General features: G+C 46.6%; 20 protein-coding genes. 7 read left to right on the top strand and 13 right to left on the bottom strand.

Features of this window, described 5'->3' with window-relative positions:
- Positions 1–42: 42 nt before the first annotated feature.
- Together NC796_RS14665 and NC796_RS14660 are read left to right on the top strand one after the other, a co-directional pair.
- On the top strand, positions 43–561 hold the full coding sequence (locus NC796_RS14665; RefSeq protein ID WP_310685424.1) for a hypothetical protein: 519 nt from the start codon (positions 43–45) through the stop codon (positions 559–561).
- 129 nt (positions 562–690) lie between these two features.
- Complete coding sequence (locus NC796_RS14660; RefSeq protein WP_310685423.1) at positions 691–1,776, top strand: NAD-dependent epimerase; 1,086 nt, start codon at positions 691–693, stop codon at positions 1,774–1,776.
- Between the two features lie 402 nt (positions 1,777–2,178).
- On the opposite strand, the gene dnaB is transcribed toward NC796_RS14660, so the two are convergent.
- The 12 genes from dnaB to NC796_RS14600 form a co-directional block, all read right to left on the bottom strand.
- A complete protein-coding gene (dnaB, locus tag NC796_RS14655; RefSeq protein WP_310685422.1) occupies positions 2,179–3,720 on the bottom strand; it encodes a replicative DNA helicase in 1,542 nt (513 codons plus the stop codon).
- Positions 3,721–3,934: 214 nt separating this feature from the next.
- Positions 3,935–4,741: a uracil-DNA glycosylase gene (locus NC796_RS14650; RefSeq protein WP_310685421.1), complete on the bottom strand. Its 807-nt coding sequence runs from the start codon at positions 4,739–4,741 to the stop codon at positions 3,935–3,937.
- Positions 4,742–4,762: 21 nt separating this feature from the next.
- Positions 4,763–6,097 carry a tRNA (N(6)-L-threonylcarbamoyladenosine(37)-C(2))-methylthiotransferase MtaB gene (gene mtaB / locus NC796_RS14645; RefSeq protein ID WP_310685420.1) on the bottom strand — a complete coding sequence of 445 codons (1,335 nt, stop codon included), beginning with the start codon at positions 6,095–6,097 and terminating at the stop codon, positions 4,763–4,765.
- Between the two features lie 771 nt (positions 6,098–6,868).
- The gene (nuoH, locus tag NC796_RS14640) at positions 6,869–7,876 is read right to left on the bottom strand and encodes an NADH-quinone oxidoreductase subunit NuoH (RefSeq protein WP_310685419.1); all 1,008 of its coding nucleotides are present in this window, start codon (positions 7,874–7,876) and stop codon (positions 6,869–6,871) included.
- A 60-nt stretch (positions 7,877–7,936) separates the two neighbouring features.
- The gene (locus NC796_RS14635; protein ID WP_310685418.1) at positions 7,937–9,673 is read right to left on the bottom strand and encodes a molybdopterin-dependent oxidoreductase; all 1,737 of its coding nucleotides are present in this window, start codon (positions 9,671–9,673) and stop codon (positions 7,937–7,939) included.
- A gap of 72 nt (positions 9,674–9,745) precedes the next feature.
- Positions 9,746–11,032: an NADH-quinone oxidoreductase subunit NuoF gene (gene nuoF / locus NC796_RS14630; RefSeq protein ID WP_310685417.1), complete on the bottom strand. Its 1,287-nt coding sequence runs from the start codon at positions 11,030–11,032 to the stop codon at positions 9,746–9,748.
- Positions 11,033–11,034: 2 nt separating this feature from the next.
- Positions 11,035–11,583, bottom strand: coding sequence for an NAD(P)H-dependent oxidoreductase subunit E (locus NC796_RS14625; protein ID WP_310685416.1), 549 nt, complete (start codon positions 11,581–11,583; stop codon positions 11,035–11,037).
- 76 nt (positions 11,584–11,659) lie between these two features.
- The gene (locus NC796_RS14620) at positions 11,660–12,952 is read right to left on the bottom strand and encodes an NADH-quinone oxidoreductase subunit D (RefSeq protein ID WP_310685415.1); all 1,293 of its coding nucleotides are present in this window, start codon (positions 12,950–12,952) and stop codon (positions 11,660–11,662) included.
- A gap of 2 nt (positions 12,953–12,954) precedes the next feature.
- Entirely contained in the window at positions 12,955–13,467 is a 513-nt protein-coding gene (locus tag NC796_RS14615) for an NADH-quinone oxidoreductase subunit C (protein WP_310685414.1), read from the bottom strand.
- A 1-nt stretch (position 13,468) separates the two neighbouring features.
- Positions 13,469–13,951, bottom strand: coding sequence for an NADH-quinone oxidoreductase subunit NuoB (locus tag NC796_RS14610; protein WP_310685413.1), 483 nt, complete (start codon positions 13,949–13,951; stop codon positions 13,469–13,471).
- Positions 13,952–13,955: 4 nt separating this feature from the next.
- A complete protein-coding gene (locus tag NC796_RS14605; protein WP_310685412.1) occupies positions 13,956–14,336 on the bottom strand; it encodes an NADH-quinone oxidoreductase subunit A in 381 nt (126 codons plus the stop codon).
- Between the two features lie 186 nt (positions 14,337–14,522).
- On the bottom strand, positions 14,523–14,897 hold the full coding sequence (locus NC796_RS14600) for an Mth938-like domain-containing protein (RefSeq protein WP_310685411.1): 375 nt from the start codon (positions 14,895–14,897) through the stop codon (positions 14,523–14,525).
- A gap of 169 nt (positions 14,898–15,066) precedes the next feature.
- Between NC796_RS14600 and NC796_RS14595 the strand changes: the two genes are divergently transcribed.
- The 5 genes from NC796_RS14595 (at position 15,067) to tmk (ending at position 19,481) form a co-directional block, all read left to right on the top strand.
- Positions 15,067–15,624 (top strand): bifunctional nuclease family protein, encoded by a 558-nt coding sequence (locus tag NC796_RS14595; protein WP_310685410.1) that lies wholly within the window; start codon positions 15,067–15,069, stop codon positions 15,622–15,624.
- Positions 15,625–15,627: 3 nt separating this feature from the next.
- Positions 15,628–17,244 carry a bacillithiol biosynthesis cysteine-adding enzyme BshC gene (bshC, locus tag NC796_RS14590; RefSeq protein ID WP_310685409.1) on the top strand — a complete coding sequence of 539 codons (1,617 nt, stop codon included), beginning with the start codon at positions 15,628–15,630 and terminating at the stop codon, positions 17,242–17,244.
- A gap of 5 nt (positions 17,245–17,249) precedes the next feature.
- Complete coding sequence (locus tag NC796_RS14585; RefSeq protein WP_310685408.1) at positions 17,250–17,825, top strand: 5-formyltetrahydrofolate cyclo-ligase; 576 nt, start codon at positions 17,250–17,252, stop codon at positions 17,823–17,825.
- A 239-nt stretch (positions 17,826–18,064) separates the two neighbouring features.
- Positions 18,065–18,766 carry a PspC domain-containing protein gene (locus NC796_RS14580; RefSeq protein ID WP_310685407.1) on the top strand — a complete coding sequence of 234 codons (702 nt, stop codon included), beginning with the start codon at positions 18,065–18,067 and terminating at the stop codon, positions 18,764–18,766.
- Between the two features lie 103 nt (positions 18,767–18,869).
- Entirely contained in the window at positions 18,870–19,481 is a 612-nt protein-coding gene (gene tmk / locus NC796_RS14575) for a dTMP kinase (RefSeq protein ID WP_310685406.1), read from the top strand.
- On the opposite strand, the gene NC796_RS14570 is transcribed toward tmk, so the two are convergent.
- The gene (locus NC796_RS14570) at positions 19,411–21,747 is read right to left on the bottom strand and encodes an MMPL family transporter (RefSeq protein WP_310685405.1); all 2,337 of its coding nucleotides are present in this window, start codon (positions 21,745–21,747) and stop codon (positions 19,411–19,413) included. The two genes, tmk and NC796_RS14570, sit on opposite strands and share 71 nt — an antisense overlap.
- Positions 21,748–21,791: the final 44 nt, after the last annotated feature.

Below are 21,791 nucleotides of genomic sequence, written 5' to 3'. Positions count from 1 at the left end.
TGTAAATGTTCATTTACAAGATCCCATTACAATAAAATTGCTATGATGTATAAAAATTTATTGCGTGTCATAATTGTTGTAACCTGCACCCTGGTATCAAACCTTTTGTATGCCCAAACTGGCATGAGCGGTAGGTATATACGAGTTGCTGAAGTAGGCGAACTGGCTGATTCCATCAATGTTTGGGGGGATGTTGGTACATCCGGGCGGTTCATTGTTCCAGAAGATACCAAGCTGCCCGAATTGATCTCCTTCAGTTTTGGATATACCCAGCTCGGCGGTAGAGAGGCAAATATCAACTGGGCAAAAACACAGATAGAGGTGAAGGTATCCCGATACAACAGAAGCAAAAAGTTGGTCGGGGTCGCCTTTTTTAGATATAAGTATCGTGACCCTGAACCAGTTGAGATGTTTGAATTCGACCTCCAGAATAATGATATCGTGACGCTCCAGGTTAGAAGGAAACCGTCGCTGACTGATTACGTCAACGTTGTTGCTCCGGTTCTCAGTCTAGCTGCGACCTCCTTTCTGTTAATTGAAAATCTCTTGGGAAATCGATGATATGGGTTATTACTGATCGGTAGAAAATAACATCTTTCTAAGAAATGGGAGACGCGAAATAGTAAAGTTGCAGGCAAAGTAAATTGGGATCCAAAGCTGGTTAATTTTCTAATCAAGAAAAAAATTACAATGAAAAATATTCTAGTCACAGGAGCTGCCGGATTTATAGGATTTAATCTCGTGAGACGTTTGATCAAAGAGGGATATCGTGTTACAGGACTTGATAATATAAATGATTATTATTCCACCGATCTGAAGTACGACCGTCTGGCAACGCTGGGTATTCACAAAGAACAAATCGCTGAAGACAGTCTTACTGAAAGCAAAACGTATACGAACTTTAAATTCATTAAAACAGATCTGGAAAACAGGTACATTATTGATGAGCTGTTCAGAGAGAGTAACTTTGACGTGGTAATCAACCTGGCGGCACAGGCGGGTGTAAGATATAGCCTGAAAGATCCCTATCGCTATATTGACAGTAACATCACCGGGTTTTTAAATGTGCTCGAGTCAGCACGACATCATTCGCTGGAACATTTAATTTACGCTTCTTCCAGCTCGGTTTACGGTGCCAATACCAACATGCCATTTTCTACCTCGGATAATATAGATCATCCCATGAGCTTGTATGCGGCAAGCAAAAAGGCCAATGAGCTTATGGCCCATACCTATTCAAACCTTTTTGAGATACCCACCACCGGGCTGCGATTTTTCACCGTGTATGGTCCCTGGGGCCGGCCGGATATGGCGCTGTTTTTATTTGCTGAGGCCATGCTTAAGGATGAGCCGATAAAAGTGTTTAATCATGGAAAGATGGAGCGCGACTTTACCTATATCGATGATATCATTGAGGGGATCGTCCGTTTAATTCCCAAACCACCATCAGGCAACACCAATTGGTCGGGTGATGATCCTGATCCGGCTACCAGCTTTGCCCCGTACCGGGTGTTCAATATCGGAAACAGCAACCCCGTTAAGTTGATGGATTTCATCGGTGAAATTGAAAAGCAGCTGGGAATTCAGGCGAAAAAGGATATGATGCCCATCCAACCCGGGGATGTTCCCAAAACGTGGGCTGATGTAGATGATTTGTATGAATACATCGATTTTAAGCCACGCGTGGGAATAGAGGAGGGGATCAGAAATTTTGTAGACTGGTACAAGAGCTATTATTTGGCAGACGAGAAGGTAGAAGCCGCTGTTCGCAGCTAAAGCGGAATGTTCCACCAGGGTACTCCTTTGGGCCTCTTACTTGTGTCGGCAAACAATAGGGCAAAAGGGGGCTAGCCCGCATTTCTCACCAAGAAACACTCTGTTATATTTTCGGGGACTAGAAAAATTAAGGCAAACGCGTTTAGTGGTTAAAAAGCAGACTTTGTGTCATCCTGAACTTGTTTCAGGATCTCGCAGGGCTCTGCCGTTGATCTCAGCCCTCAATAGATCAGCGTTTGGTGCCCACACGAGTTTCCCGACTGCTGTCGGGAGTCCGGGATGACACAGAGGATATTTCTTGGTTCTTTGCCATCTAATCTAACCCCTAAACACGTTTACGGCAATTTATTCTCTTTCAATAACTTACGTGATTTCACAAAAAATACTTGTGAGAAATCCGGGCTAGAAAGGTGCTTCATCTTCATCAGGTCCAGGATCATGACCGATCGGGGGCGTACCGGCAGAACTGTCTGAATTTGTGTCCGGGCTTCCATCACTGGACTCCTCCTGACCCTTATACGGTGAGGGAGATGCCGATGTCAGATTCTCGAATCGTGCATACTCTTTTACAAAGTACAGCCGCTGGCTGCCGGTGGGACCATTACGCTGTTTACCGATAATAATTTCAGAAAGTCCGGTGGTTGACTCTCCCTCGGGGGTGGTTTTAATACCGTAGTATTCGGGTCGATAGAGGAAACAGACGACATCGGCATCCTGCTCAATAGAACCAGATTCCCGAAGGTCACTCAATTGCGGCCGTTTATCTCCTCCGCGCTGTTCCACTGCACGGCTGAGCTGAGAAAGTGCAATTACCGGCACATCGAGTTCTTTTGCCAAAGCTTTGAGACCACGAGAAATAGAGGCAATTTCTTGCTCCCGCGTCCCAAAGTCTTTACCGGTCGTAGTCATCAGCTGAAGGTAGTCGACAATGATAACCCCGATATCATGCTCACTTTTAAGACGTCGTGCCTTGGTGCGTAGCTCCATGATACTAAGGCCTGGAGTATCATCAACAAAGATATTAGCCGTAAAAAGTCGGCCGGCGGCATCAATTAGTCGCTTGAACTCCTCATCATCCAGGCGACCGGAACGCGCCTTCTGTGCATTGATCCGGGCCTCCATGGTTAGAAATCGTTGAACCAGTGATTGCGCAGACATCTCAAGGCTGAAGAACGCCACATTCGTCTGCAGCTTGTCATCTTGGTGGAGCGCTGCATTGCGAGCTGCCGTTAATACAAAAGCTGTTTTACCCATCGATGGGCGAGCGGCAATAATCACCATATCACCTTTTTGCCATCCGGCCGTGTAATTGTCAATATCGAGTCCACTGGGAACCCCGGTAATCCCGGAAGGTTTTCCCCTGATATCTTCCAGGTAGGAGAGGGTATCTTTCAGCACATCACCGATCGGAGTGGCCTGGGCACGCTGCTTCTGATTGGCAATATCGAAGATTCGCTGCTCCGCTTTGTCCAGCACATCGTACGGGTCAGAAGTGCTGTCATAGGCTTCCTGGATAATGTCGGTGCAGCCGAGAATGAGATTGCGCTTCGTCGCCTTCTCAGAGATAATTTGAGCGTGATAATCGATATTAGCAGCTGAACTTACCGACCGCGTTAGTTCCGACAGGTATCCTGCTCCTCCAATGGTGTCGAGCATACCTTTGTCCCGAAGTTCATTCTCAACGGTCAACAGGTCCAGGGGATTATCCCGTTCATACAAGTCATGCAGCACTTCAAAAATATGCTGATGAGCCGGCTTGTAGAAATCTTCTGAGCGCAGCATTTGGAGAGCCACCGTGGCCGCCTCGTGCTCAATTAACATTGCCCCGAGTACCGCCTCTTCTACCTCTACCGCCTGTGGAGGAACTCTTCCTTCTCGTTCAAGGAGATCAGAGCTTGACTTATTTTGTTTGCGAAAGTTTGAGCCGTTTTGATCAGGTGACATTTTTTAGCTGATCGAGCTTTTATTGAGTTAAAGTCAGTGTGTGCTGAGTTGAGTATAAGGAGCAAGGCAAAGGTGAGTTTTTAGTTCCTCCTTATACCTGAGTCCCATACCGGGATTCTTTAGTATAACAAAAGTGACTTTCTTAAGTAAAGTGAAATACCTTTGATTTTTGTAAAAATCGGGTTCAATTCTACAACCTCAAGACACCCAAAGATCAAGGTTTACAACCAAGCTCATCGTAGCGTTTCCGGAGCATTTGCACATCCTCCCAAGTCGGCCGTTTCCATTTGGAATGACGCAGTAGCGCCGCCGGGTGATAGGTGGCTAGCAGCTCATATTTATCTAGGAAAGGGTGGAACTTTCCGCGCATACGGCCAAGTGACTGATCTGAATTGAGCAGCGTTTGTGCCGAAACTTTTCCAAGGCTGAGGATGAGTTTTGGCTTGATCAGCTCAATCTGTTTGACCAAGAAGGGAAGGCTCCGTTCGCGCTCCTCGGGCTTTGGATCCCGGTTGTTGGGCGGGCGGTGCTTCAGGATATTGGCAATGTAAATATCATCACGCGAGAAGTCGATGGCAGCCAAAATTTTATTCAGCAGTTGACCCGCTTTTCCCACAAAAGGTTCTCCCTGGCGATCCTCATCTTCGCCCGGGGCTTCCCCGATTACCATCAGGTCGGCATTGGGATTCCCTACCCCGAAAACGAGATTAGTGCCTTCGAGATCGGTCTTCAAAAGATCTGATTCCTGGCAGAGTTCACGTAGCTCTTCCAGCGTCTTGCAAGCTTCGAGTCGCTCTTCAACTGTTTTGGGGTGGGATTCAGTTTCTGCAGATTTTTCTATCTGTCCTGGTTCTATAGCCCTGACTTCCCCCTCAACCTCATCAGAACCCTTTTCATTATTCTCCTTATTGTCTGTCACTTCTTCAGAGTTGTGAGCTAAAGAGAAATCTCCATACATTTCTTTCTCTTTTTTGAGAAATGTTTTGATCTTCTGAATGAGCTGTTCAGGGGATTGAGCCATGCGATCTGTCTTAAATAAGTGTTAGGCTGTAAGCTCAGCTATTGCTCGTTCTTCTTCCTTTGCATCCTCGGTCAGTGTGCCGATCAGGTAACCTTCATTGGAACGGGCACCAAGGCGAACAGGCAAAATTTTATTCTCGTACTGGGGATTATAGGGAATACCTACTCTCACATAGTTGTCAGTCCATCCAAGCATGGCACCATTGCGATTTGATCCTTCAAATAGTACCGGTCGAACTTCACCTGAAAACTGCGTGTCAAAATTGTACCGCTTTTTCTTAGAAAGACACCGAAATTTGTGAGTGCGTTCTTTTCGCACACTGTTTTGTACTACAGGTTCGATATTCAGTGCATGGGTGTTGGGTCGCTCGGAATAGGTAAACACATGCAGGTAGGAGACCGGCAGGCTGTCTACAAAATCAAAGGATTCCTGGAAGAGCTCGTCGGTCTCCCCTGGATGGCCGGTAATCACATCTACACCGATACAGGCATCGGGCATCAGCTCTTTAATGAGTTCAACGCGCTTGCGATAGAGATCCGATTGATAACGACGCCGCATAAGCCCCAGCATCTTGTCGCTCCCGCTTTGCAGGGGTATATGGAAGTGGGGCTGTATCTTGTCTGATTCGGCGGTGAAGCCGATGATCTCCTCATGCATTAAATTGGGCTCTACCGAGGAGAATCGTATTCGCTCGAGCCCGTCTACAGTTTCAAGAGCCTGCAGAAGCATAAAGAAATTTTCTTCCGTGCCACGGCCAAAATCTCCTGCATTTACACCTGTAATTACAATTTCTTTGAAACCGTCGTCCACAAGGTGGTTGGCATTTTGGACGACGGTGGCGATCTCCGGACTGCGACTTTCACCGCGTGCCAGGGGAATGGTACAAAACGAGCAGTTATAGCTGCAACCATCCTGGACTTTCAAAAAGGCTCGCGTCCGGTCATCAGCTGAAAAGGCGTTGTGAAAATCAACCGCTTCGTTTACATCGGAGTTATAGACTACTGGTTCGACTCTTTTCTCGAAGTCATCGAACAGTTCCAGCAAATTGAACTTATTCTTGGCACCAAGTACCGTGTCAACGCCGTCAATTTCAGCGATCTCGTCGGGCTCCAGTTGGGCGTAACATCCCACCACAGCAACAAATGCCTCCGGATTACGACGCAATGCTCTGCGTACCGTTTTCCGACAGGTACTGTTGGCACCTTCGGTCACCGAACAGGTGTTGATGACATAGATATCCGCCTGCTCGTCAAAATCGGTAATCTGGTAGCCTTCGTTGGCAAAGTCGCGCTGTATAGTCAACGTTTCGGAATAGTTGAGCTTACAGCCCAGCGTTTTGAACGCAACCTTTTTCATTTTTAGGAAGCTTTGTTGTTAGCACAGTTCTGATTACCGCGGAAAGATAAAAAAAGTGGAGGAATTTGATAAGAATAAATGAGACGATTACCCAATAAAAGTAGTGGTAAAAAACTTCTGAGCTTCGGAAAATTCGGAGGTTTTTTATATAAGTAACAAAAAATGAATATTCTCCGAATTAAATAAATAGGGTTTCCTCACGAGGCCTTTAATTGATTTTTTAACAATGACTTATAAGATCAATATTGCGAATTTAAATGCAAGGATATTTAGATAAAATGATCATTTCTCTTGCTTTAGATCCGGGTGATTCAGCACCTTTATTCTCCTGGAGCCCTTTTCGCCGGAGGGAGTGTTCATTTTTTCAGTGACGAAAAAACGAACCAAAAACGTCACCAGAGAATCCTAGATGTTGATCTCTCTTGCCAGGGAAGCCATCACCTGCTTTGGCACATTCCCTGCTTTTCTGCCGGCCGGCTGCAGGGATTCTCTGGACTCAGGTGCCGCGGCCATAGCTATCTTGGGTCGCACCCTTCCAGCCTTGGATTTATGAGCCGCCCGGGCTAACGTAGTGAAGGCGTGTTTTAGTTATTTGTTATTGGTTACTGGTTATTGACAACAAATAACTAATTCCTAATAACCGATAACTAACATCCAGCCGGTGATTTTGGGTGCCCGTTTTTTAGTCCCGACTATTGTCGGCGGTTTGTTCAGATAAAAAGGAACACCTCCAACCACGGAAAAAGGCTGCCGTAATTTTTTGAGCAAGGCCTAAATAAGGTGGTAGTAAGCATAAATGAGAACTGCCAATGCCATGAAGTTAACGATGCTGATCGGCAGCATACGGCTCCATCCCAGCTTCATCACCTGGTTATACTTGAATCGAGGGATGGTCCAGCGAACCCAGATATAAACAAAAGCAAAGAAGAGTGTTTTGAGCGTGAAGACCGAGACATCAAGCACCGTCTTCATCGTACTGCTGAGTTCCGGCAGCCAGTATCCGGCAAACGGCAGGTGATAACCTCCAAAAAAGAAGGTCGTGATGAGCATACTACCGATCACAACGTGCATGTATTCCGCCAGGAAAAACATCCCGAACTTCATTCCACTGTACTCCGTGTGGAAGCCGCCCACAAGCTCCTGCTCAGCCTCAACAAGATCAAAAGGCGTTCGGTTGGCCTCTGCAAAAGCAGCTACGACAAAGATGACACCTCCAACGGGATTTCGGATAATATTCCACCAGTACTCTTGGGAATCCACTAGATCGAGCATGCTCAGTGAGTTGGAAAACAGGATGCAGGAAGCGATCGCCATACCCATCGGAAGCTCATAGCTGATCATCTGGGCCGCGGCGCGGAGTCCACCAAGCAGCGAGTACTTACTATTGGAAGCCCAACCGGCAAGTGTAACGCCGTATACACCGAGGGAAGTCATAGCCAGCAGGAATAATACGCCGGCATTTATGTCAGTGACATACAATCCATCCCCAAACGGGATAACCACGACCGTCATCAGAGCCGTGACTACCGGGATGATGGGAGCAATGGTGTGAATGGTCTTAAATCCATGGGCCGGCGTAACATCCTCTTTAAGAATAAGCTTAACAACATCGGCCAGCGGTTGAAAGAGTCCGAAAGGGCCTACGCGATTTGGACCAATGCGATTCTGGATCTGAGCTGCAATACGTCGCTCAGCATAAACAGCAATTGCTGCCGAGTTTAGCAGCATAAATAAAGCACTTCCTAATACTATGTAAGACGTAGTTGTAACCGGCTCCATTCAGTAATTCTTATTTATTTCACCTGTTAAAACAGACCCGCAATTGGGCGACAGGTATGATTAATCTTGTTTCAGTTCTTTTTGCTCAAGAGAAAGTTGAATACCCTGCTCTTCATCCATACGATCGTAGGTAACCTCCTCGAAAGAGGGGATGGATGAGGCAATATCTGACATGACGGCCCGGGAGTGATCGTACTGGTAATCAAGTCCCAGTCGGTCAGCCAGTTTATTCAGGAATTCCCATACAGGCAGACAATCCACTTTGTTTTCCTCGGTTATCCAGTTGTCAAAGTTAGTGCCAAATCGATCCAGGCGACCCTCCGACATCTCGAGGTTGAGGCTGCGATTGGTGTATTTCGTTTCTTTGGCAGGCTGACTTCGTTGTACCCGCCCATCAACATTTACGTAGCTTGCTGCATGTTCAGCAATGCAGGTTATCGGAATAACGAGATCAGAAGCTTTGGCCGTTTCGGTATTGTTTGTCGCCAAGGTGATGACATAAGGTTTTTCAAGATCTTTAGCTGACAACACCTCGCGGTCAATGAGTTCATCAGAAAGGATAATTATCACTTTGGATGAACTGACAGCTGATTTCAGTGTCTTGGAATCTGCTTCATCAAGATCCAACAGGCGACACCCATTGGTGTTGGGAGCCTGGTCATCGGTCAGCAGGAAGTCATCGCCTGCACCCGGAATGATATGAGATGCATATTTAGCATTATCCACAGCCAGCAGGTTGAAGAATTTGTTAAATGAGTAATTCTCTTCAACGGAAGCATGTGGACTGCCAATAACTAGGATATCGTCACTTTCATGTGCTTCCAGGATTTCAGCAAATGTTTCAATAGCGTTATTCCAAGAAGTCTTCGTTTGCTGTCCTTCATCCAGCTTGATAGAAGGACGTGATACGCGATTTTCATTGAACTTTTTATACGCCTCGCGGCCCGCATCCGGCATCCACCATTCATTCACTTCCTTGTTGAATCGCGGGGTGATACGCAGGATCAGGTTATCTCGCGTCCAAAGATCAACATTCGTTCCTTTTCCATTGGTAATATCGATGCTTGGTGTTTGATTCATCTCCCAAACACGTGCCTTAAAACGGAAATCGCTGGAGGTCAACGCCCCAACAGGACAAATATCGACGGTATTGAGTGAATATGGATCATCAAACTCTTCACCGGGTGCAGTAGCGGGATAGTTTTTATCGCCGCGAGATACAATCGTCAGCTGTTCCGTACCACTGATCTCTTCAGTAAATCGCACGCATCGGGTGCAATTGATGCAGCGCTCCGCATCCAATGTTACACGCGGCCCAAGTTGAACCCGCTTTGGTTTGTGCGCTTTTTGTACTTCAAAACGACTTCCTTCAGGACCGTATTTATAGGTTTGGATCTGCAGTGGACATTCACCGGCTTGGTCACAAATAGGACAGTCGAGCGGGTGGTTTATGAGGATAAATTCAAGGTTATCCTTTTGAGCCCGTTCAACTTCTTCATCTACTTCTTGGGTTTTGACGACCATGCCGTCGCTGACATCCATCTTGCAAGAGGGCTGCAGTTTGGGAAACCAGCGGATTTTTCGTTTGCCGTTCTCATCCAACTCAAATTCGCCCGTTTCCCGGTCTTTGACGGGTGTACCTACTTTTACGAGGCACTGTCGGCAGTTGGCGGGAGCAGACATCGAGGGATGGTAACAGAAATAGGGAACTTCCATGCCCTGGTCCATAATAAACTGCAACAGGGTAGGGCTCCCTTCAAACTCAAACCGTTTTCCATCTATAAATACTTCAGGCATATCTTTTAAATGTCAATTTGCAAATTTCAAATAACAAAAAATGTTATTTGTAGTTTGTCCTATTGTAATTTTCTATGCTACAGCGTGAACCGATTTCTTGCACTTCGCTTCAAATTCATCGCGGAAGCGGTTAATTGTGTGTCGAACAGGCCATGCTGCCGCATCCGCCAGGGCACAAATCGTTCGTCCTTCCATCTGGTTGGTTAGATCAAGCAGCAGGTCCAGGTCCTTAATCTCGCCTTCACCATTTTTAATCTTGATCAACACTTTTTCCAGCCAGCCAGTACCTTCTCGGCATGGCGTGCACTGTCCACAAGACTCATGATGGTAGAAGTGAGCAATACGCCAGAGCACATCCACCATGTCGGTGTCTTCATCCATAACCACCATTCCGGCCGTACCCATCATTGAGCCCGCCTCGCGCAGTGATTCGGCGTTCATCGTTACGCCTTCAAGCTGATCAGCGCGTAAAACAGGAGTTGAAGATCCTCCGGGGATCAACGCTTTCAGTTCCTTGCCTCCGCGAATTCCACCTGCTACATCGTTGATGAGATCCATGACAGGAACACCACTGGGATATTCATATACGCCGGGTTGATTTACATGCCCTGAGATGCCATAGAGAACCGGCCCCGGATGATCTTCTGCACCGACGCCTGTATACCAATCGGCCCCACGGTTGATCACCAACGGCACATTCGAGAGCGTTTCAATATTGTTAATAGTCGTTGGACGTCCCCAGAGCCCTTTTTGGGCAGGGAAGGGGGGCTTCACACGTGGATAGCCGCGCTTGCCTTCCAGTGATTCGAGCATGGCGGTTTCTTCACCACAAATGTAAGCACCGGCACCATAGGTAACTTCAAGATCTACGCTGTAATCGGTCCCGAGGATGTTTTCCCCAAGATATCCCTTGTCATAGGCATCATCCACCGCCTTCTGAAACATATCTACCCAAGAGATATATTCACCACGGATGTACACGTAGATCGTGGTGATTGACATGGCATAGGCGGCGATTACAGCCCCTTCAATAAAAAGATGGGGATTGTATTCAAAAATCTTGCGGTCTTTAAAGGTACCAGGCTCAGACTCATCTCCGTTACAAGCCAGGAAGCGCGGCCCACCGTCAGGTTCAGGCATAAAACTCCATTTCAAACCGGCATTAAACCCGGCGCCCCCGCGTCCGCGAATATTGGCGGCCTTTACTTCCTTGGTGACCTCCTTGGGAGACCACTTCTCTTTTTGTAATACTTTCTTAAGAGCTTCGTAGCCACCGTTCTCCTCGTAGACGTCGATCTTTTCGAGTCCGGGGATATCGGGAATTAAAATCGGTTCGTATGATTTCCAGTCTGAAGCCATAATTACGATGCAGCTTGATTTCGTTTTTCCAGTTGAGGCATCTTCATCGATTCAAATTCAGGCTTTTTACCTGATTTGAGGTCCTCAATCAATTTATCAACTTTCTCTTTGGTGAGGTTGTTTACGTATTGACCATTGGTGACCTGGAGCATCGGGGCGTAACCACAAGCACCCAGACATTCAACCTCTTGCAAACTGAACATCCCATCATCGGTTGTTTCACCAACATTAATGCCAAGCTTTTCTTCAAGATGGTGTAGGATGTCATACCCTCCACAAAGTTGACAGCTCAGACAGGTGCACACATCCAGCACGAATTTGCCCATCTCTTCCTTGTAATACTGGGTGTAGAACGTAGCCACGCCATGTACATGAGATTCAGGCAACCCGAGTGTTTCTGCAACAAGTTTCTGTACATCAGGTTTTACATGCCCAAACTTATTTTGAGCAACCCAAAGCACAGGCAATGTCGCCGGTTTAACCTCCGGGAACTTGGCCTTAATTTTCTCAATCTGTTCGAGTTCTTCTTTGGTAAATGACAGTTCAGCCATTCAATCTCTAATTTTATAAGTGATGAGTAACGAGTAACAAGTAAGAAAGACCTTACTCATTACTCAATACTCGTTACTATTTATCCGCTTCACCCATCACGGGGTCAACTCCACCAATGATGACAACAGTATCGGCCACCATTTCGCCATCTAGAATCTCTTCCAGAACCTGCAGGTTGGCAAAGGAGGGGGACTTGATCTTCAATCTCCACGGGTGCCCCGTGCCATCGCTCTGGATAAAATACCCGAGCTCACCTTTTGGCGCTTCCACCGCATGATACGCTTCGGCGCCTTCCGGAGGACAAATCCCGGTGTCAGTCATCATAAAGTCGTGAATCATCCCTTCCATGGAGTAATAAACCTCATCTTTGGAAGGATATGCCTGCTTGGCATTGTCTGTTCTGACCGGACCTTTTGGAAGCTTGTCCAGGCATTGCTGGATGATGCGAATACTTTCCTGCATCTCCTCCATACGTACATAATAACGTGCCAGGTTGTCCCCTTCGAGTCGAGTCGGTACTTCAAACTCTACTTCATCATATCTTGCGTAGGGAGAAAACTTGCGAAGGTCGTAAGCATAACCTGAAGCGCGCAGGGTGGGGCCGGTAGCACCCATCTGCAAAGCATCTTCCGTTTTTAGAACGCCAACATCTTCATTTCGGTCAAAAAAGATGCGGTTGCGATCCAGCAGCTTGTGCCAGTCTTTAATCTCTTGGGGGAAACTGTTGGCAAAATCCTTGATCATCGCCATAGCATCGTCAGTGATGTCATTGGCGACTCCTCCAATTCGAGCATGAGAAACAGTGAAACGGTGCCCGGTTAGTTGGTCAAAGATGTCATACAGTTTTTCACGTTCCCGGAAGGTCCATATAAAGAAAGAGACCGCTCCGGCATCCATAACCATCGTTCCAAGCCAGAGCAGGTGCGATGAGATTCGTGCCAGTTCACAACCGATCATCCGGATGTAGTGTGCTCGTTCAGGAACCTCCACATCGGCAATTTTCTCGACCGCCGCACAAAGTGCTACATTATTATTATAAGGAGAAAGGTAGTCCATGCGATCGGTGTAGGGCATGAACTCTTGATAGGTCTTGTTTTCAGCAATCTTTTCAACACCGCGGTGAAGAAAGCCGATATCTATCTTGGTTTTTTCAATAATTTCACCATTGAGCTGGATAACCAGTCGCAATACCCCGTGAGTCGCCGGGTGCTGGGGGCCCATGTTCAGCACCATCTTGGTGTTGAGCGGATCCTCATCCTCAAGCATCTCAATAGTAGTATGCTTGTCTTCCAGGCTTTTGTACAGGGATTCCTGGTGTTCCTTGAAAAACTTTGGTTTTACTTTTTTAGTAAGATCTTCAATGGCCATAGTTATTCAGGATCGGGTGTTGAGCTTGGTAGTTCAATTGAGCCAGGAATTCCCAGTAGTGGAAACTCTTTGCGCATCGGGAAGTATTCGAAATCTTCCGGCATGTAGATGCGGCGAAAGTCGGGATGCCCGGTGAAACGAATGCCAAACATGTCGTACGTCTGGCGTTCAAACCAGTCGGCACATTCCCAGATACCGGTAACACTTGCAATTTCAGGATCTTCCTCCGGGAGCCAGACTTTTACAAATAACCTGAGACGATCGCGCAGAGAAAGTATGTTGTAGACAACCTCGAATCGATCCTCAGAGGTGAATCGGTCGGTCCCGAAAACATCAATCAGGTAAATGAAATGTTGTTCTTCTTTTAAATAGGTACAGACGTCATGTATGGCACCCGGCGTCACACGCACAAACGTGTCACCTGTTGACTGGTATACATCGATCACATCGCCTGGGAACTTCTCCGTCAGGCCGTTGATCACTTTTTGAAATTGTTCGTTCAGTTCAAGACTCATATCAGGTATCAAGCGTTACAGAGTGTTCGGTACGGACTTTATCTTGAATTTTCATGAGGGCGTGGATCAGAGCATCGGGGCGGGGAGGGCATCCGGAAATATAGGCGTCGACGGGAAGGAAGTTGTCGCAGCCTTGCACAACACCGTAGCAGCGATGCATGCCACCAGTAGAAGCACAAGCCCCCATGGCGATGCACCATTTCGGGTCGGGCATCTGATCCCAGACCCGCCGGATAGCGTGGGCCATTTTGTAATTCACCCAGCCGGCCACAATCATAACATCGGCCTGGCGAGGGGAGAAGCGCATGACCTCAGACCCAAAACGTGAAACGTCATACCGTGGACCTGCAAAAGCCATCATCTCAATAGCACAGCAGGCCAGCCCCATCGGCATAGGCCAGGCAGCATTAGAACGTGCCCAGTTAACCAATGTATCCAGCTTTGTGGTGAGATAACCCTCACTTAGCGTATTTTCTAGACCCATAAATTTAGTTCTCTAAAATTTTTCGTTTAATATCCCAGTCCAGTGTGCCTTTTTTGAGGGTATAAATAAGACCCACGAAAAGCACAAATATAAAAAACATCATTACCATAAGTGTTCCAGCACCGTGATCCAGATATCGTACGGCCCAGGGATAGACGAATACAACCTCAAGGTCAAATACCAGGAACTCCATAGCAACCATATAAAAGCTGATTGAATACCGGTCGCGTGCTTCCCCCACCGGATCCATTCCACTTTCATACGGTTCGAGTTTAGTGAGGTTTGGACGATAGGGGCCCAATACCCGGGCAAGAACGTTCAGTAACACCGCCAATCCAATAGCGATGGAAGCTGTAATAACAATAGGTATATAATTCTCTAGCATATCATTTTCCTGGTTCAATAACGGAACGAGAAATTAGGGTCATTACGTCGCAATGTCAACGCAATTGCAGGCAGCGAATATAGGACTATGGAACTAATTTTGAGAATATTTTAAGGATTATTTTTCTATTTAAACAGGTTCTAAATAAGCCTGTCTACACCTCGCTTCTTAAACTGAATAAGCTCTTCAGCAAGTGGAGTGGATAAGGGCTCCAACCCGGCGGTCTTCCCGTAGCTCGTTATACTTTTTAACCGCCTCTTCGGTCTGCAATACATGATACTCAATCTCTTTTTGATTGAGTATGTCGAGCGTGTCCTGCTTGACCTGCAACCGTCGATTTATTCCCCTGGAAAGCACAATAACATCGACATCATGATCCAACAACTCCTCAATATCCGCCGGCTGTATGCCCGGCACGTGACTGGTTCCCGTTTCATTCCAGTCCCATTTCCGGGATCCGCCGGGGAAAAGTTTAGCATCCTTATATTTTTTATTTTGCTGGACTTCGACGGTTCCCCATTTCAATTTGGAAATTTCAGGTGATCTCTTTTCTTTTGGCATGACTTATATTCCTTTTATTCAACTGTTGTTAACTGAACATTGTGATGTAACAAATCGTTTATAAAAGTGGCTTAAATGGTTTAAGTCTAAGCTAAAAATCTGTAACTTAGACGCCATAGTAACTGCAGTTATCAACCCAAAGTTTTAGCTACCATTGAATAAAATAAAGATGGAAATACTCGGACTTTCTACAAGTCCAAGCAGCGGAGGGGCTTATGCTTTGATCCTGAATGAGGTTCATGGGAATCGGCGCCTGCCTATTATTATTGGTACATTCGAAGCACAGGCTATTGCACTTGAGCTGGAGCATATCAAACCACCACGACCCATGACGCATGATCTGCTCAAAAATGTGATCCAAAGTTTTGGGGCTGAAATGGATCAGGTGTTTATCAATGACCTGAGTGAAGGCACCTTTTATGCCCAGATTATCTACAATAAAAATGGTGAACATCTCGAGCTCGATGCGCGTCCCAGCGATGCCATAGCATTGGCTATCCGTTTTAATGCCTCGATTTATGTAGCAGATACCATTCTGGAGGAAGCTGGGATTATCTCGGAATCGGAGGAGGCAGAGGGCAGTATTTCATCCCTGAGAGAAGAAAAACCTGCCAGCGAGATGACCAAGCTTGAAAAGCTTGAAAATGAGCTTCAGACCGCCATTGATACGGAAAATTACGAAAAAGCCGCACGGCTCCGCGATGAGATAAAAAAGCTGAAGGGATAGCAGTTGCATTTAGAAAATTACCCTTTCGATAAACTACCTTTTACTAAACTTTTTAGAACATACCTTTCAGAATACTCTGAATTGGCTGACTATTATTCGGCAAATCCGCTGGATATTGAAGCTCTAAAGGAGCACGCCGAGAAGATTACGGTGCCACAGGACAGGGATGATATGGCGGAGCTGCTCAAAGTATTCAACCGCCGGTTCAACCTCGATGAGAAGGCTCTTCAAAATATTGAACGTCTAAAAGAAGATCGTTCACTTGCGCTGGTAACAGGGCAGCAGCTTGGAGTTTTTGGGGGACCGCTGTTCACCATTTTTAAAACGGTGACCACTATTCACCTGGCAAAAGAGCTGGAAGAGGAGCTTGAGCGTCCTGTCGTCCCGGTATTCTGGCTGGCAGATGAAGACCATGATTATGACGAGGTGAAGCACGTTCGGTTGCTGGATCGGGATGAAGTGATCTCATACGGATTGGAGTATAACAACTCAGTGCACCCACCTGTTGCGGAGTTGACATTGAATGACAGGTTCGATGATTTCAAAAGGAAAGTACATGAGGGACTTTTCGAAACGGATTTCAGCGAGGATCTTTGGAATCTGTTGGAGGAATGTTATACGAAGGGAACACGCATGGACAGCGCTTTTGGCTCGCTTATTTCACGGCTTTTCTCCAGGCATGGACTAATCCTTGCCGGGAGTAACTGCAATTCTATAAAGGAGCGGGCCCGGGGATGCATGAAGCATTCAATTGAGCATGCAGATGAAATTCGACAGGCCTTGGATGAGCAATCATCTTCGCTTGAGGGCGAATTCCATCAGCAGGCTACTATTTACGACTCGAACTTGTTTTATCTGGATGGAGAAGCGGGCCGCACTAAGATATTGCGCAACGGGAGCAGCTGGAAAACGGAAAACGGGCACACTTGGTCTACCGAAGAGTTGCTTAATCTAATAGATGAGGATCCCGAAAGCTTTTCACCGAATGTTTTTTTACGCCCAATCCTCCAGGATCTGATGGTTCCCACGCTCGGTTATGTTGCCGGACCCGGGGAGCTGGCCTACTACGGGCAAATGAAAAAGATGTACAAGTTTTTCAAGCGTAGTATGCCCGCCATATTTCCCCGGATGAGTGCCACTATTATTGAGCCTTCTATTGACCGCATACTGGATGAGCTGCCATTTGAAATAGCTGATTACGAAGGTCGTATTGAAGACCTGGAATCAAAATATGTGGAGCGGTCCGACCAGCCCGATATCGAAGAGATTTTTAATGACTGGAAACAGAAAGTGGAAGAGATATCGGAAGGCCACAAAGCCGAGATCAAGGATATCGATTCTACGCTTGAAGGAGCTGCCGGAAAAGCAACGGCGGTCTATTTTGGGGAGCTCGATAAGCTAAAAGGCAAGGTTTACCGCTCGGTAAAGCAACAGGAGGAGACCCAGATTAAACGAATTCGAAAAATTAAAGCCAATCTTTTCCCCGAAGGAATTCCCCAGGAGCGGATTATCTCCTTTATCTACTTTATGAATAAGTACGGTATTGATATTTGGGATCGGCTGCTTCAGGAGCTGGATGAAGATGAGAAGTTCGATCAACACAAGTTGATATATCTCTGATTCAGATGAGTACTCAGCAGGAAAAAGAGGAACTCCGACAGCGATTACTTGATACCAGGAGCAGCCTGTCTGAATCTGAATTTGAGGAGGCCTCGGAATCAATCATCGCCCGCCTCCAAACCCTGCCCGAAATCAGGCAGAGTCGCACGTTGCATTGCTACGTATCGATGAATAGTCGCCGCGAAGTTGACACTCACTTCTTTCTGCGCTGGATGCTTGCCTCCAACAAAAGAGTAATTGTTCCGATTACCTATTTCGAGGCGACGGAACTCAAGCATGTAGAACTCCACTCGTTTGAAGATCTTCAACCTAATAAATGGGGCGTGCTGGAACCTTCTGACGGCAAAGAAGTGTCACCCCGGCAGCTGGATTTGGTGATAGTTCCCATGGTTGGGGCCGACCTTCAGTGCAACAGGATAGGCTACGGGAAGGGATTTTATGACCGTTTCCTTGCGGGTGTGAATTGTCCCACCGTAGGGTTATGTTTTGAGGAGTGCATTGTTGATCGTATTCCCACCGAATCTTTTGACGTCAGCCTGTCGGCAGTGGTAACCGAGGAAAGGGTTATTAAAAAGAAGTAAGGAAGAAACGCGTTGAGCAGTTCTATTGTGAATTATGGTTTCATAACTCAACCACTAAACGCTTAAAGGAAGAATTTAGAATTTATCTCCCTGAATCTCCACGAGGGCAGCACGAATGTTCTAGAGTAAAAGAGAAGTCTTTACCTTCTGTTGCCACTGCTCGTGATTCCATCTATATTTCTGTTGTCTGTAACATCTTGTGTTATAAAACGTAACAGCTGTTTCAAGGAGGAAAAAATATGGCCGATAAAACCAAACAGCGTTTTACACAACAAAATCTCGATTCATTAACCGACTTCGAGGATCATGAACTCCGTGCCACCATGGAGGAGTTTCTCGAGGAGGAGAAAAAAGCGAATACCAATATCTGGAATGTGGCCACTATTGCCGGCATAGCTATGTTTTTCCTGGGCATGGTATTTTTGATTCAGACACTGGGACTGGGGTTCGGTCCCGATCTGTCGGGGTTGGTAGAGGTACTTCCAATTATTGGTGGGGTACTTGTGACTTTTATTGGGTTCGGCTTTTTGGTGGGTGACCGAAAAAAGACAAAGTCCAAAAAGAAGAAACGTGAGCAGGCCGAATTTGAGGATTTTGATTTCGAATTTGATGAGGAAACAGAGAGAGAGGCAGCTGAGGAGTTCGGTTTGAACAACGATTTAGATGGTCGCTCTTCTGGTAGTAAACGGAAGAGAAAGAGCAAATTCAATACCGATTATTACGCATTTCGCCATTCCAAAAAGCTTTATAAATCCCGAAGTGATAAAAAATGGGCGGGAGTTTGCGGTGGTTTGGCCAAATATTTTGGAATTAGCTCAACCGTTATTCGCTTACTGTTTGTCATTACATTTTTTGCAGGCTCAGGGACTTCACTCCTCGTCTACCTGGCGCTGGCTATAGCTCTCGACAAAGAGCCCGTTGAGTTTATGGATGAGTTTTAGGGCCTTTCAACAGGCCTTACTTTCATTCTTTTATTGAAACTTTTCTTTTTGGTCATCCTGAATTATGTTCAGGATGACTTTTTTAATGATAAAATCCTGTATTGTGTTTATTACGTTTGAAGGTATTGACGGCAGCGGCAAATCCACACATATTGATCTTTTGCGTGAAAAATTAGAAGAAGAGGGATACCATGTGGAGGTTTTCCGGGAACCCGGTGGAACCGAGCTATCCGAAAAAATTCGCTCACTCTTGCTCGACTCCCAATTAGATATTGACCCGGTTTCGGAGCTGTTGCTTTTTTCTGCAGCCCGCGCTCAATTGATTTCCGAACGAGTTATACCATTGCTTGAAGAAGGGGCAGTCGTAATTTTGGATCGATTTTATGATTCCACCACAGCCTACCAGGGATATGGGCGATCATCAGCATCCCTGGATGCTATTGCCGAACTCAATGAGCTGGCTAGCCATCACCGGGAACCCGATCTCACTTTTTACCTTCAGATAAGTTTGGAGGAGTCCAAAAATCGCACGGCGAAACTGCCCAAAGATCGCATGGAACAGTCGGGCGACAAGTTTTTTCGCAAAGTGATTGAGGGATTTGAGAAGTTGGCTTCATCGGAAAATCGCATCATTGCCATTGATGCTAGTCTTTCTCTGGAACAGGTTCAGGAATTGATTTGGAACCGGACGGAGCAAGCACTGAATCAAAGCTGACATCTGGTTTGATCCAGTAAAATAGTGAGGGCAGCAGAAAAAGATCACAAAGCAGAGCTGAAAATACGGTAAGCCCAACGAGCAAACCCATGTATACCGTCGAGATAAATACACTGGTCAGCAGCGACCCAAAACCGGCTAGCAGGATCAAGCTGGTAACCACAATCGCTTTGCCTGTCTTCACCGTGGTGTACTCAAGAGCTTCCGGAAGTGATCGACCCCTCTTCATCTCCACCCGAACACGCGCCAGGTAGTGGATTGAGTCGTCTACCGCAATGCCGAACGCAATCGTAAAAATTACAGCAGTAGAAGCCTTGATATCGATGCCGGTGTAGCCCATGAAACCCGCCACCATTAGCAATGGCAGAATATTTGGGATCAGTGAAATGAGCACCATACGGACATTCTTGAACAGCATTGCCATAATAATAGAGATCAGTCCAAATGCCAACAGAATGCTCTTGAAGAGTGAGTTCACGATTTTGCCGTTTAGATCTGCACTCAAGATGGTGCTCCCGGTAAGGGTTACTTCGTTTGCAGGAAACTCATTTTTCAGATAAGTCTGCAGGGAATCCTGTATCTGGTTGATTCTGTATGACCCTACGTCATAGACGTTTGTAGCCACCCGGATCCGCTGGTATGAGAAGTCGGCAAACCGGGGCAAAATATCCGATTCATTGAACTCGAGGAGCAGGATGTACTGCGCAATTAGCTGTTCATCTTGAGGCAGGGGCTGCTGACTATACTGTTCCGGGGCCATGGCGTGATGAACCTCTTTCAGCAGCGTATTGATAGAGATCACGCGGTCTACCTCTGCGTACTGCTCCAGGTAATCGGTAAAGCTTTCCACTTGTTGCAGAAATTCCGGGTCCATAATCCCGTTTTCCGTTCCGGTATCGATTACAAACTCCATGGGGTAGGGCGGGGTCAGGTTATCGCTGAAAAATTGGGCATCTTTGATAGGCTGTGTATCGCGACCCAACTCATCAAATACCTTTCCATTTACTTTTAGAAGCAATATTCCACTGCCCAGGGCTAGCGTAAACAACAGGGTGCCAACGACCACCTTTTTATAATGGTGCTGGTTTAATCGGCTAACTTTTTGCAAGGTTCTAGTGAAGAAATCAAAAAGGGGAGCACTTTTGTCCCTGAATACTTTTTTACTGCCTGACATGGTGAGTATCGAAGGGAGGAAGGTGATGGTAATGATGAATGCGACCATTACGCCGATGGCCGTATAGATGCCAAAGCGCTGCATCGGAACAATATTGCTGGTCAAAAGGGTTCCGAAGCCGATAGCGGTGGTGATGCTAGTCAGGAAGGTGGCACTGCCCAGGGTTTGCAGCATTTCGGTGATGGACTGGGACTTGTTGAGTCCAGCCAGACGGGCGTCATCGTATTTGGAGATCATGTGAATAGAATCAGCTATGCCTACACATAGCAGGATCGGGGCCGTGGTGCTTGACATCACTTCGAAATACCCGCCGGTGAGCTGCATAATCGCCAGAGTGAATAGGATGGTGAACCAGACGATGATCATCGGGAACGCCACCCCCAGTGTGCTTCGATAGAGTACCCACAGCAGGATTATAATCAGGAACGAAGAGAGGATAATATAAAACGTAATTTCCCGGTTGAGATAATTGACATACTGGTTGCGGTAGTAGGGAATCCCGGAAAGTTTAAAATCATATTTGTCCCGATGCTGGTCCAGGATCTCATTGAGTTTCTGGATGATCTGCTGACGAGTATCAAAATTATTTTTGTCATCCACAATTTCCAGGTAAAAAGCGGTAACCGTAGCCTGATCGTTAATCAAGAATCCTTCCACAAAGGAGTCTGTTGTCAGCTCCGTTTTCAGGCTGTCACTGCCGGCTGCCTGTAGATTCGAATTTCGCAAATAGGGTTCAAATTCCAGTCGGGCCCCATCGCCCTGTATGTTTTCTGCCGACCACAGGCTCCGGACTTCCGTAACGAGTGGGATGGTTTCCGCGGAATCAACAATGGCCTGCAGATCGGTGAGTACGGCAGGAGAGAGCAGCGAATCGTGCTTAAAACCCACCATGATGATATTGTCATCCCGACCGAATTCCTGCTCCAGGTACTCGTAGTCTTTGATCGTGGGATCTTCCTTTGGGAAAAAGTTCTCAAGGTTGAAATCGGTGCGAATGTTAATCGCCGGATAGATTGCGGCCACAACCAAGATCCCGTAGATTGCCAGGATCGGTTTGGGATACTTGAGAATAAAGTCAGCAATTCTTTTCAAAAGCACACTCTTAGTTTACTGAAGAATGGGAGTAACCAAAACAG

The sequence above is a fragment of the Aliifodinibius sp. S!AR15-10 genome, from assembly GCF_031569985.1.
GTDB lineage: Bacteria > Bacteroidota > Rhodothermia > Balneolales > Balneolaceae > JAMQKA01.
The sequence above is the reverse complement of the archived record's forward strand: the minus strand, read 5'-3'. Positions and strand labels throughout refer to the sequence as shown.

Coding starts and splice junctions, on each gene's coding strand:
- NC796_RS14580 (WP_310685407.1), top strand. CDS start 18,065: ATGGCCGATAAAACCAAACAGCGTTTTACACAACAAAATCTCGATTCA.
- NC796_RS14610 (WP_310685413.1), bottom strand. CDS start 13,951: ATGGGTCTAGAAAATACGCTAAGTGAGGGTTATCTCACCACAAAGCTG.
- NC796_RS14635 (WP_310685418.1), bottom strand. CDS start 9,673: ATGCCTGAAGTATTTATAGATGGAAAACGGTTTGAGTTTGAAGGGAGC.
- NC796_RS14605 (WP_310685412.1), bottom strand. CDS start 14,336: ATGCTAGAGAATTATATACCTATTGTTATTACAGCTTCCATCGCTATT.
- nuoH (WP_310685419.1), bottom strand. CDS start 7,876: ATGGAGCCGGTTACAACTACGTCTTACATAGTATTAGGAAGTGCTTTA.
- NC796_RS14595 (WP_310685410.1), top strand. CDS start 15,067: ATGGAAATACTCGGACTTTCTACAAGTCCAAGCAGCGGAGGGGCTTAT.
- NC796_RS14665 (WP_310685424.1), top strand. CDS start 43: ATGATGTATAAAAATTTATTGCGTGTCATAATTGTTGTAACCTGCACC.
- NC796_RS14650 (WP_310685421.1), bottom strand. CDS start 4,741: ATGGCTCAATCCCCTGAACAGCTCATTCAGAAGATCAAAACATTTCTC.
- NC796_RS14600 (WP_310685411.1), bottom strand. CDS start 14,897: ATGCCAAAAGAAAAGAGATCACCTGAAATTTCCAAATTGAAATGGGGA.
- nuoF (WP_310685417.1), bottom strand. CDS start 11,032: ATGGCTTCAGACTGGAAATCATACGAACCGATTTTAATTCCCGATATC.
- NC796_RS14620 (WP_310685415.1), bottom strand. CDS start 12,952: ATGGCCATTGAAGATCTTACTAAAAAAGTAAAACCAAAGTTTTTCAAG.
- mtaB (WP_310685420.1), bottom strand. CDS start 6,097: ATGAAAAAGGTTGCGTTCAAAACGCTGGGCTGTAAGCTCAACTATTCC.
- NC796_RS14615 (WP_310685414.1), bottom strand. CDS start 13,467: ATGAGTCTTGAACTGAACGAACAATTTCAAAAAGTGATCAACGGCCTG.
- NC796_RS14585 (WP_310685408.1), top strand. CDS start 17,250: ATGAGTACTCAGCAGGAAAAAGAGGAACTCCGACAGCGATTACTTGAT.
- NC796_RS14660 (WP_310685423.1), top strand. CDS start 691: ATGAAAAATATTCTAGTCACAGGAGCTGCCGGATTTATAGGATTTAAT.
- NC796_RS14625 (WP_310685416.1), bottom strand. CDS start 11,583: ATGGCTGAACTGTCATTTACCAAAGAAGAACTCGAACAGATTGAGAAA.
- dnaB (WP_310685422.1), bottom strand. CDS start 3,720: ATGTCACCTGATCAAAACGGCTCAAACTTTCGCAAACAAAATAAGTCA.